The organism is Staphylococcus sp. FSL W8-0774 (genome assembly GCF_038006785.1).
Classification (GTDB): Bacteria; Bacillota; Bacilli; order Staphylococcales; family Staphylococcaceae; genus Staphylococcus; species Staphylococcus pasteuri.
The window spans coordinates 1,832,680-1,844,368 of record NZ_JBBOVW010000001.1 but is presented as its reverse complement, the minus strand read 5'-3'; the positions used below and the strand labels follow the sequence as shown (position 1 = coordinate 1,844,368).

The 11,689-nt window shown below is 30.4% G+C and carries 10 protein-coding genes; 7 read left to right on the top strand and 3 right to left on the bottom strand.

The genetic code is table 11. The features are described 5' to 3' along the window. The first annotated feature begins 3 nt into the window (after window positions 1-3). Window positions 4-906, top strand: a complete 903-nt coding sequence (locus NSQ15_RS08940) for a fumarylacetoacetate hydrolase family protein (RefSeq protein WP_017637413.1) — start codon at window positions 4-6, stop codon at window positions 904-906. A 235-nt stretch (window positions 907-1,141) separates the two neighbouring features. Then, on the top strand, window positions 1,142-1,543 hold the full coding sequence (locus NSQ15_RS08935; RefSeq protein ID WP_070452299.1) for a YisL family protein: 402 nt from the start codon (window positions 1,142-1,144) through the stop codon (window positions 1,541-1,543). Between the two features lie 66 nt (window positions 1,544-1,609). Here the strand turns inward: NSQ15_RS08935 and NSQ15_RS08930 are convergent, their stop codons facing one another. Both NSQ15_RS08930 and NSQ15_RS08925 read right to left on the bottom strand, forming a co-directional pair. Beyond that, window positions 1,610-2,926, bottom strand: a complete 1,317-nt coding sequence (locus NSQ15_RS08930) for a CoA-disulfide reductase (RefSeq protein ID WP_107999944.1) — start codon at window positions 2,924-2,926, stop codon at window positions 1,610-1,612. Window positions 2,927-3,002: 76 nt separating this feature from the next. Further along, on the bottom strand, window positions 3,003-3,827 hold the full coding sequence (locus tag NSQ15_RS08925; protein ID WP_070452293.1) for a Cof-type HAD-IIB family hydrolase: 825 nt from the start codon (window positions 3,825-3,827) through the stop codon (window positions 3,003-3,005). A 112-nt stretch (window positions 3,828-3,939) separates the two neighbouring features. Between NSQ15_RS08925 and NSQ15_RS08920 the strand changes: the two genes are divergently transcribed. The 4 genes from NSQ15_RS08920 (at window position 3,940) to NSQ15_RS08905 (ending at window position 10,158) form a co-directional block, all read left to right on the top strand. Then, a complete protein-coding gene (locus NSQ15_RS08920; RefSeq protein WP_017637409.1) occupies window positions 3,940-4,248 on the top strand; it encodes a metal-sulfur cluster assembly factor in 309 nt (102 codons plus the stop codon). Between the two features lie 493 nt (window positions 4,249-4,741). Beyond that, complete coding sequence (locus NSQ15_RS08915) at window positions 4,742-6,544, top strand: acyltransferase family protein (RefSeq protein WP_029055577.1); 1,803 nt, start codon at window positions 4,742-4,744, stop codon at window positions 6,542-6,544. 298 nt (window positions 6,545-6,842) lie between these two features. Further along, window positions 6,843-9,449: an ATP-dependent chaperone ClpB gene (gene clpB, locus NSQ15_RS08910; protein WP_340747111.1), complete on the top strand. Its 2,607-nt coding sequence runs from the start codon at window positions 6,843-6,845 to the stop codon at window positions 9,447-9,449. Between the two features lie 193 nt (window positions 9,450-9,642). Next, window positions 9,643-10,158 (top strand): YbhB/YbcL family Raf kinase inhibitor-like protein, encoded by a 516-nt coding sequence (locus NSQ15_RS08905; protein WP_070452284.1) that lies wholly within the window; start codon window positions 9,643-9,645, stop codon window positions 10,156-10,158. 73 nt (window positions 10,159-10,231) lie between these two features. Here NSQ15_RS08905 and NSQ15_RS08900 read toward each other — a convergent pair whose 3' ends face one another. Then, the gene (locus NSQ15_RS08900; RefSeq protein ID WP_017637405.1) at window positions 10,232-10,426 is read right to left on the bottom strand and encodes a YjzD family protein; all 195 of its coding nucleotides are present in this window, start codon (window positions 10,424-10,426) and stop codon (window positions 10,232-10,234) included. A gap of 313 nt (window positions 10,427-10,739) precedes the next feature. Between NSQ15_RS08900 and NSQ15_RS08895 the strand changes: the two genes are divergently transcribed. Further along, window positions 10,740-11,681, top strand: a complete 942-nt coding sequence (locus NSQ15_RS08895) for a beta-ketoacyl-ACP synthase III (RefSeq protein ID WP_017637404.1) — start codon at window positions 10,740-10,742, stop codon at window positions 11,679-11,681. Window positions 11,682-11,689: the final 8 nt, after the last annotated feature.

The window sequence follows — 11,689 nt, the reverse complement described above, 5'->3', positions numbered from 1 at the left end:
TGAATGAAATTTTTATCATTCAAGCATAATGACAGAACTTCATATGGTGTTAAAGTTAAACGTGAAGATGCTGTTTGGGATTTAACATTAGTATTTGCAGATTTTGCAGAAAGTGATTTTCATCCGAAAACATTATTAGCAGGATTACAACAAAACCAAACGTTAGATTTCCAAGAACAAGTACGTAAAGCAGTTGTAGCTGCTGAAGATAGCGGTAAAGCTGAAGATTATAAAATTTCATTTAATGATATTGAATTTTTACCACCGGTTACTCCACCAAATAACGTTATCGCATTTGGTCGTAACTATGAAGATCATGCAAGTGAATTAAACCATGAAGTACAACGATTATATGTTTTCACTAAAGCAGCATCATCATTAACAGGTGATTTAGCAACAATTCCAAATCACAAAGATATTACTGATCAATTAGATTATGAAGGCGAGTTAGGTATTGTAATTGGTAAATCAGGAGAGAAAATTCCTAAAGCATTAGCGTTAGACTATATTTATGGATATACAATTATCAATGATATTACTGACCGTAATGCCCAAAATAACCACGACCAAGCATTCTTATCTAAAAGTTTAACAGGTGGTTGCCCAATGGGACCATACATCGTAACTAAGGATGAACTACCTACACCTGAAAACGTTAATATTGTTACTAAAGTAAACAATGAAATTCGTCAAGATGGTAACTCAGGTGAAATGATTTTAAAAATTGACGAATTAATCGAAGAAATTTCTAAATACGTTGCTTTACATCCTGGAGATATTATTGCTACTGGTACGCCAGCTGGTGTTGGTGCTGGTATGCAACCTCCAAAATTCTTACAACCTGGTGATGAAGTTAAAGTAACTATCGATAATATTGGTACGTTAACTACTTACATTTCTGAATAAGATTAAACTAGTTATAATTAATTAGATAATATAGTTAAAGGCCTGGGACATAAGTAAATGTCTCAGGCTATAATTATGTTTGGGCTTAGGGTTAGAGTTTTATATTTTTGTTTATTACTATGACGAACAATCTCTTAAAAAGGGTAATAAATTATATACTTATATCATTTAAAATAAATTGTTCGTTTTGTGGTATCATTAGTTAAGTAAAATATTAAGTGGGGGGAACATTGATTTGTTACATGTTCATATTTTAAGTTGGGTATTAGCAATTATTCTTTTTATTGCTGCATACTTAAACATTTCTAAAGCACAAGGAGCTACACCATATTTTAAACCATTACAGATGGCATTAAGATTGTTTATGCTATTAACATTAATTTCTGGTTTTTGGGAATTAATTAAAGAATTTGCTGCAGCCAGTAATGGTGAAGGCGGCAATCATATACTTTTAACATTGAAAATGTTGTGTGGTTTAGGTGTTATTGCATTAATGGAAATTTCTATTACTAAAAGAAAGAAACACGAAGATTCTACAAAATTATTTTGGAGTACAATTGTCTTAATTATTATAACAATGGCAATTGGTGTTATTCTTCCTTGGGGTCCTATCTCAAAAATGTTAGGTTTAGGATAGGTCATTAAATCATTTATAAACTTAAAAACATGCAAAACGATTTTAATTAACCGTTTTGCATGTTTTTTATTGTGCTTTATATCCAATCATATTAATAAGATCTTTAGGATGACTATAAGGTGGGGCATACGCAACTTCAAACTCTGTTAATTCATCAACAGTCATATTATTTTGCATTGCCATAGATAATACATCAATACGTTTATCAGCACCTTCTTGCCCAACTGCAGCTGCACGTATAATTTTTCTAGTATCTTGATCAAAGTATACTCTCAGATGTAATGGTGTATTTCCTGGGTAATAACCTGCATGTGCGCCTTGTTTAGTTTCTACCATTTTATAATTGAATTGAGATAATTCTTCTGGTTTAACACCAACGCTAGCAAACGTATAATTGAAAAATTTAACAATATTAGATCCTAGATATCCTTTAAATTTAATATTATCATTTCCTACTAATTGTTCAGCAATAATACTCGCAGCACGATGTGCGCCCCAGGCTAGAGGAACATTTGCTTTTAAATCAACATGTCTGTAATGTGATGTAATGACATCTCCAAGAGCATAAATGTTATTTATATTTGTTTGGAAAGCATCATTCACTGGAATAAATCCTTTTTCATCAAGTTGAACGTTAGAACTTTTTATAAACTCAGAGTTAGGTTTAGTACCTATACCTTCAATAATGATATCGTAGTCTTCTTTTATTCCTGATTTGAATGTAATTTCATTACCATTTATATCAGCAATTTCTTCATTTAAACGATATTGAATATGTTTATCTTTTAATTCATCAAAGATAGGTTGATTCATATCTTGATCCATTAATTTATTTACCTGTTCAGAACGATGAATAAGTGTGATATCTAATCCTCTATGATATAAATTTTCTAATACTTCTAATGAAATATACCCAGCACCTACAATTAATGCTTTTTGAGCATTATTTTTATCAATAAATGAATTGATAGCGTCTGTATCTTCTAGGTTTCTTAATGTAAAAGCTAAGTCTGTATCAAAATTAAGTCGGTTTGCACTACAACCAGGGCTTAAAATTAAGTAATCATATGATTCTTCAAACGATTCATTTGTATTTTTATTTTTAACGGTTACAGTTTGTTTGGTATCGTTAATTGCAATGACTTCATGATACGTTTTAACTGATATTTGTTTTTTATCGAAAAACTTATCCGGAGTATAAGCTAACACTTTTTCTCTTTCAGTAATTGTATCACTCAAATAGTAAGGCAATGCGCAGTTGGCAAAGCTCATATCTCTATCTTTTTCAAAAATTATAATCTCGCTTTCAGAGTCTAAACGTCTAATTTGACTTGCACAAGTTGCACCACCTGCAACTGCACCGACGACAACTATTTTACTCATGCGGTTATACCCCCTGATATAATAAAATTCTGAGACAGCATAGTATATCTATCTCAGATGTGTTGAAACGCTATTCTTATGAATAATAACGTATATTCAAATCAAAGAAATTATTTAAATATCTTCCAATTCCATCTTCATTATTACTAAATGTTGTTTCATCAGCAATATCCTTAAGTTCTTGAAGACCATTGTCCATAGCAATACCATAATGTGCGTATTTAATCATTTCGATGTCATTATCTTCATCACCAAAAGCAATAATATGTTCTGGTTCAATATTTAAAAATTGTCTAACTTGGTCAATACCACGAGCTTTGTTAATACCGCGTTTAACAATTTCAATGACAGGAAATGGTGCACCCCAACGACGGTGTTCAATATTTTCAGCATAAAACTGAGTTAATTTATCTTTGATTTCTGGAATTTTGCTTTCTTCTGCTTCAACTAATAGAGATGTTGGTGCTTCGTTAAGTTGTTCTAATAAATTACCAGTTTGTATTCTAGGATTTCCCATTGAGAAACCTTCAAATAAACGAGGATCATGGTTGTTAATAAACACATAATCTTTTACTTCAGCAATAATATTAGTTACATGAAATTGCTGTAATTTTTCGATAATATTTTTTGAAATATCTATATCTAAAACTTCATGTATTGTATCAAAATCGTTTGATTTAGGATGATGTACATACGCACCATTAAAGTTTACTACAGGCGTATCCATATTTAATTCATGATAATACATTTGACTGGCACGATATGGACGGCCTGTAGCAATCATGATTAAATGACCACGTTGTTGTAATTCTGTTAAAACTTGTTTTGTATAATTAGAAATTTCTTTATTATCATTTAATAATGTTCCATCTAAGTCTAAGCAAATTAAATGAGGCTGCATAACGTTCTCCTTATGTCGTAATAATATATTGTAGTTGTATCATAGCATTTTATTGGCGTTTTGTCGGATATTTGATATATTAGTATAAAGAAAATATAGAGAGGTGATACTAATGGAAGAGGCATTAAAAGATAGTATCCTAGGAGCTCTAGAAATGGTAATCGACCCTGAATTAGGTATTGATATTGTTAATTTAGGATTAGTATATAAAGTTGATGTAGATGACGAAGGACTTTGTACTGTTGAGATGACATTAACTTCTATGGGTTGTCCTTTAGGACCGCAAATTATTGATCAAATTAAAACTGTATTAGCAGAGATTCCAGAAATTCAAGATACTGAAGTTAATATCGTATGGAATCCACCTTGGAATAAAGATATGATGTCTAGATACGCGAAAATTGCTCTAGGTGTTGGTTAATCTAATTCTGATAATAAGAATGGTTATGTAGTAATATACACATTGCGTGTATACATTACATACCATTCTTTTTTATGTGGTCTAAATTAGAGATGGCAAATTAAGATGAATTAAATTTAAAAATTTACGCTATCTAAACGATAAGAAACCAATATTCTGAAAATAAAAATGTATTTATTAATAAATTTAAAAAAATCCAATCGTCATTAAATAAATAATATTCAATTGCTATTTAAATTGAATTTATATTACGGTTGTATTACAATAATTAAGACTAATTGTAACTTGAATGCAATAAATTTAAGTAATAAATAAGTTGTTGCAAGTTTATTTTAACCAAATCATTATTAGTCATAAGATTTATCAAGTTGTTTTAATTATTTCTCAATAAGTAATGAAACTTAGATTAAATACAAGATACATGACTATTTTAATATAAAACTTAAACTACTATGAATATTCGAAAATGATTTGATGGGGAAGAAAGTGTAATATGAATAAGGAATATAAAAGCACTAGAAATAGGGGAAAGAAATTAAGATATATGCCTGGTTTAGATGGTTTAAGAGCAATTGCTGTTATCGGCATTATTATTTACCATTTAAATAAACAATGGTTAACAGGCGGATTTTTAGGTGTAGATACATTTTTTGTTATTTCAGGTTATTTAATAACGAGCTTATTATTAAAAGAATACGAAGAAAATGGCATAATCAATTTAAAGAATTTTTGGTTACGTCGTTTGAAAAGGTTAGTTCCAGCTGTATTAGCGCTATTATTAGTAGTTGGTATAGCCACATTACTTTTTAAATCAGAAGAGATAGTTAGAGTAAAACATGATATTATTGCTGCAATATTTTATGTTTCAAATTGGTGGTATATCGCTAAGGATGTTAACTACTTTGAACAATTCTCTTTTATGCCACTTAAACACTTATGGTCATTAGCTATTGAAGAACAGTTTTATTTAGTTTTTCCAATAGTTTTAATTACTTTATTACTAACTTTAAAGAAATACCGTAATGTGACGCTCATTTTTTGGATCATTTCATTATTATCACTTATGTTAATGATTATCATTTCAGAGCCACATCTGAACCATTCAAGAGTATATTTTGGTACAGATACGCGTTTACAAACATTATTATTGGGTGTCATATTGGCATTTTTATGGCCACCATTCAAATTAAAAGCACAACCTCCTAAAGCGTTACAACGTGCAATAGATATTGTAGGCATATTAGGATTAGCATTTTTAATTCTATTATTTGTAACTGTTCAAGACGAAAGTGACTGGATTTATAATGGTGGATTTTATATTATTTCTGCTATGACTTTATTTATCATTGCTAGTGTGGTGCATCCAGCAACATTTGTGTCTAAACTATTAGGTAATACTTTGTTTGTATACATAGGTAAACGGTCTTATAGTTTATATTTATGGCACTTTCCGATTATTAGTTTTATTCATAGCTATTATATTGATGGACAAATTCCTTTATATGTCTACATTATAGATATTGTTTTAACATTTGTTTGCGCTGAGTTGTCATATCGTTATGTAGAAACGCCATTCAGAAAACAAGGTTTAAAGGCATTTACTTTGAAACGTAAGTATAAACCTGCACTTATTAGAACGATTACGATTATTATTTTAATTATTCCATTTGCTTTTATTATGATTGGTTCATTTGATGGATTAGGTAAAGATAAAATTAATCATAAGTCCAATTCATTTAACACAGATTTAGAAGATAAGTATTTAATTAGAATGATTCCTATTGATAAAATTGGTCAAAATGGAAAAAATGATACAGATGTAGATACAGATATTAGTCCATTATTAATAGGTGACTCAGTAATGGTAGACATAGGGGAAACTTTTAAAGACAGTGTACCAAAAGCTAAAATTGATGGTAAAGTTGGTAGAAATTTATATCAAGCGATTCCATTAGCAGAACAAAATTATTCTCATTATAATAAAAAATCTGATCAAGTTGTATTAGAATTAGGTACTAATGGTGATTTTAATAAAGAACAACTTGATGATTTAATTAGTAAATTTGGTAAAGCTCAAATTTATTTAGTCAATACACGAGTACCAAGAGGTTATGAAAATCACGTTAATAAGCTAATGGCTGATGCAGCAAAAGAAAAGAGCAATGTGACTTTAATTGATTGGTATAAAAGATCAGAGGGTCATACAGAATACTTTGCACCAGATGGCATTCATTTAGAAAATAGTGGCGTAAAAGCACTTACTGACGAAATTTTAAAACATATTAAAAAGAAATAATCTAATCACATAAAGGAGTAGTATTGAAAGATGTTTATTAAACTAAACGTACTCAATACTACTTCTTTGTTTATATTTTAAAAAATGTGAATTCAATACATAAAGAGGTTTTAGTTTGAGTTTTTCGGTATTATCCATTCAAAATTTAATTGATTAAAATTAATAAAAATTTTAGGTTCAAGTTGTTGATTAATTTTAAAAAGAGGACTATAATATAGTTAAGGTCAAAGAAAGTCAAAGTCAAAAATAAACTTTGATGAATGAATGACTGACTCTAAATAAATAGAGGTGAAAACAATTGGATATAAATAAAATGACATATGCTATTCAAGGCTCATTACAAAGAGCAATTGAATATAGTAAAGAATTTGAATTACAAAATATAGAAATAGAAGCAATACTAAAAGCAACGTTAAACGAAAGTGAAAGTTTATTTAAAAGTGTGTTAGAACGTGCAAATATTGACGTAGACCAATTAGAAAAAGCTTATGATAAGAAGTTAAAATCTTATCCAACTGTTCAAGGTGATAATGTTCAATATGGACAATATATCAGTTCTAAAGCAAACGAATTAATGAACAAATCTGAAACTTATATGAATGATTATGATGATGAATTCATTTCTATGGAACATGTATTAAGAGCAGCTATGGACATTGATCAAACAACTAAAGAATTCATAGGTAATAAATCTGAAGTTATCAAAGAAATTATAAATAAAATAAGAGGGGGAAATCATGTGACTAGCCAGAACCCAGAAGTAAATTATGAAGCATTAGAAAAATATGGACGTGACTTAGTAGAAGAAGTGCGTCAAGGTAAAATGGATCCTGTCATTGGCCGTGACGAGGAAATACGTAATACGATTCGTATTTTAAGCCGTAAAACAAAAAATAATCCAGTCCTTATAGGTGAACCAGGTGTAGGTAAAACAGCAATAGTTGAAGGTTTAGCTCAACGAATTGTTAAAAAAGACGTGCCTGAATCATTATTAGACAAAACTATTTTCGAGCTTGATTTAAGTGCCTTAGTTGCAGGTGCAAAATTCCGAGGAGAATTCGAAGAACGTTTGAAAGCAGTACTTAAAGAAGTTAAAGAATCTGATGGTAGAATAATCCTATTTATTGATGAAATTCATATGTTAGTAGGCGCAGGAAAAACAGATGGTGCTATGGATGCCGGCAACATGTTAAAACCTATGTTAGCACGTGGTGAATTACATTGTATTGGTGCTACAACATTAAATGAATATAGAGAGTATATTGAAAAAGATTCTGCCTTAGAACGTCGTTTCCAAAAAGTAGGCGTAAGCGAACCAGATGTTGAAGATACAATTTCAATCCTACGTGGTTTAAAAGAACGTTACGAAGTATATCATGGTGTACGTATTCAAGACCGTGCTTTAGTTGCAGCAGCAGAATTATCTGATAGATATATTACTGACAGATTTTTACCAGATAAAGCGATTGATTTAGTTGACCAAGCTTGTGCAACTATTCGTACTGAAATGGGCTCAAATCCTACTGAATTAGATCAAGTTAATAGACGTGTAATGCAATTAGAAATCGAAGAAAGTGCATTGAAAAATGAATCTGATAATGCTAGTAAACAACGTCTTGAAGAACTTCAAGAAGAATTATCAAACGAAAAAGAAAAACAAGCCTCATTACAATCTCGTGTTGAACAAGAAAAAGAAAAAATTGCTAAATTACAAGAAAAACGTGCTGAATTGGATGAAAGTAGAAAAGCTTTAGAAGATGCGCAAACTAATAACAATCTTGAAAAAGCAGCAGAATTACAATATGGCAAAATACCACAATTGGAAAAAGAATTAAAAGAATTAGAAGATGCCTTCCAAGATGAACAAGGTGAAGATAACGATAGAATGATTCGTGAAATCGTTTCTGACGAAGAAATTGGAGATATCGTAAGTCAATGGACTGGTATTCCAGTATCAAAACTAGTAGAAACTGAAAGAGATAAATTACTTCATTTAGGTGATATTTTGCATAAACGTGTAGTAGGTCAAGATAAAGCAGTAGATTTAGTTTCTGATGCTGTAGTACGTGCCAGAGCAGGTATCAAAGATCCTAATAGACCAATTGGTAGTTTCTTATTCTTAGGACCAACTGGTGTAGGTAAAACTGAATTAGCTAAATCATTAGCAGCGTCATTATTTGATTCTGAAAAACACATGATCAGAATCGACATGAGTGAGTATATGGAAAAACATGCTGTGTCTAGATTAATTGGTGCCCCTCCAGGCTATGTAGGTCATGATGAAGGTGGTCAATTAACTGAAGCGGTAAGACGTAACCCATACTCAGTTATCTTACTTGATGAAGTGGAAAAAGCCCACAGTGATGTATTTAACGTATTACTTCAAATTTTAGATGAAGGTCGATTAACTGATTCTAAAGGTAGAAGCGTTGATTTTAAAAATACAATTATTATTATGACAAGTAATATTGGCTCACAAGTATTGTTAGATCAAGTATCTGAAACAGGTGATATTAGTGAATCTACTGAAAAAGCTGTTATGGATAGCTTACATGCATACTTCAAACCAGAAATTTTAAACCGTATGGATGACATCGTATTATTCAGACCATTATCAGTTGACGATATGAGTATGATTGTCGATAAAATTATTGGTAACTTGAATATGAGATTAGTAGATCAAAGAATAACTATTGAAGTAACTGAAAAAGCGAAAAAATGGTTAGGTGAAGAAGCTTATGAACCTCAATTTGGTGCAAGACCATTGAAACGATTTGTACAAAGACAAATTGAAACACCATTAGCACGTATGATGATTAAAGAAAACTTACCAGAAGGTACTAAAATAGATGTAGATTTAGATGAAAACAATGAACTAACATTTGATGTTAACAAACCTGAATAATAAATAACTAAAACCAAGAATTTGAATGAAAATTCATCTTCTTGGTTTTTTATTTGTGATGTAAATGGTGGATTTCAGTATTTAAAAGTATGGATTGATTCACATAATGAACTAAACAAATGATGCATATACTTTAATTAGTTAATTTATAATATAATAAGAAATAATAGTAATTATTCGAGGAGTGAACATCATGAAAATCAACACAGAATTTAAAAACAATTTTATCCCATATGCCTATGCAGCTGGCGCAAATGAAAGTGACATAATCAATGGCAATCCAATCAAATCATTTCCTTTTGAAGTGACTGAACTTCCTAAAGATACTCAATATCTTGCTTGGTCATTAATAGACTATGATGCTATTCCAGTTTGTGGATTTACCTGGATTCATTGGAGTGTAGCAAATCTTAAAGTTTCAAATTCAAATATTTCTGTAAAAGAAGATTTCTCTAGAATTACGACTGACGGTATTCAAGGAAAGAATAGTTTCACAAGTGGCTTATTAGGAGAAGATTTCTCAGCAATTGATAAGTATTATGTAGGACCCACACCTCCTGACAAAGATCATCAATATGAATTAACAGTTTATGCATTAAAAGAAAAATTAGATTTAGATAATGGATTTTATTTGAATGACTTTTTAAAACAAGTAAACAAACATAAAATTGACGAAACAAGTGTACAATTGACGGGGAGAAAAATTTAAAAATAGTAAATTTATGATATAAATTATAAAAAAACTGGTAGCAACTGTATAAAAGTCTGCTACCAGTTTTTACTTATTCGTATTGTTCAGATTTATTTTTAGGACTAATTATTGCACCTAAAATAGCAGTTGTTATTGTAAATATAACTGCCATAATGATAGGTGAAACAACATTTAAGCTGTTACCTTCACCATTTAAACTGTTCAATACGAAATTGACCATTTGTAATAAAACGAATGCCCAAAAGAATGTCATGAGGTATTTCATTGCATGCAACCTCCAATATAGTATATATACATATATTTTAATGGAAAAAAGATTGTTTGTATAGAGTGAATCCAAATGAGTTTGAAACAGTGGTATCAAACTTATATATGATATGATTTAATTAAAGCATTTTTGTATTAGTTGAAATTAAAAAGCTATTTAAATGACGGTATTATATGATTGTATAGCTAATCATATAAGTATGTGTAGAGATAGCAGCTATTCAATTAGATTTCTATATACTTGAGTTTAAAATGAAAAATATGTTAAATTAATACCTGGTATTAAAAATTTATTAAGAAGGTGTACAACCATGGATGTGGGTATTAAAGGTTTCGGGGCATACGCTCCAGAAAATATTGTAGACAATGCCTATTTTGAACAATTTTTAGAAACATCAGATGAATGGATTTCTAAAATGACTGGAATCAAAGAAAGACATTGGGCTAATGAAGATCAAGATACATCAGATTTAGCTTACGAAGCTAGTGTAAAAGCAATTAAAGATGCTGGTATTCAACCAGAAGATATAGATATGATTATAGTAGCGACTGCGACAGGTGACATGCCATTCCCAAGTGTTGCTAATATTTTACAAGAACGTTTAGGTACAGGAAAAGTACCTACAATGGATCAGTTAGCAGCTTGTTCTGGTTTTATGTATTCAATGATTACTGCTAAACAATATATTCAATCAGGTGATTATAAAAATATACTAGTAGTAGGCGCAGATAAATTATCTAAAATTACTGATTTAACTGACCGTTCTACAGCTGTCTTATTTGGCGATGGCGCTGGTGCAGTTGTTATTGGCGAAGTATCAGAAGGTCGTGGTATTATTAGTTACGAAATGGGATCTGATGGTAGTGGCGGAAAATACTTATATTTAGATAAAGAAACTAAGAAATTAAAAATGAATGGTCGTGAAGTATTTAAATTTGCTGTAAGAATAATGGGCGATGCGTCAACACGTGTTGTTGAAAAAGCAGGTTTAACTTCAGAAGATATCGATTTATTTGTACCTCATCAAGCAAATATAAGAATTATGGAATCAGCTCGTTTAAGATTAGGTATTGAACCTGAAAAAATGAGTGTATCTGTTAATAAATACGGTAATACATCTGCTGCTTCAATACCGTTAAGTATTAATCAAGAGTTACAAAATGGTAAAATTAAAGATGACGATACGCTAGTTTTAGTAGGTTTCGGTGGCGGACTTACTTGGGGTGCAATGGTTATTAAATGGGGAAAATAGGAGGATAA

Excerpts from the sequence above, each read along its gene's own strand:
- NSQ15_RS08895 (WP_017637404.1), top strand. The coding sequence starts at position 10,740 with ATGGATGTGGGTATTAAAGGTTTCGGGGCATACGCTCCAGAAAATATT.
- NSQ15_RS08940 (WP_017637413.1), top strand. The coding sequence starts at position 4 with ATGAAATTTTTATCATTCAAGCATAATGACAGAACTTCATATGGTGTT.
- NSQ15_RS08925 (WP_070452293.1), bottom strand. The coding sequence starts at position 3,827 with ATGCAGCCTCATTTAATTTGCTTAGACTTAGATGGAACATTATTAAAT.
- NSQ15_RS08920 (WP_017637409.1), top strand. The coding sequence starts at position 3,940 with ATGGAAGAGGCATTAAAAGATAGTATCCTAGGAGCTCTAGAAATGGTA.
- NSQ15_RS08915 (WP_029055577.1), top strand. The coding sequence starts at position 4,742 with ATGAATAAGGAATATAAAAGCACTAGAAATAGGGGAAAGAAATTAAGA.
- NSQ15_RS08930 (WP_107999944.1), bottom strand. The coding sequence starts at position 2,926 with ATGAGTAAAATAGTTGTCGTCGGTGCAGTTGCAGGTGGTGCAACTTGT.
- NSQ15_RS08905 (WP_070452284.1), top strand. The coding sequence starts at position 9,643 with ATGAAAATCAACACAGAATTTAAAAACAATTTTATCCCATATGCCTAT.
- NSQ15_RS08900 (WP_017637405.1), bottom strand. The coding sequence starts at position 10,426 with ATGAAATACCTCATGACATTCTTTTGGGCATTCGTTTTATTACAAATG.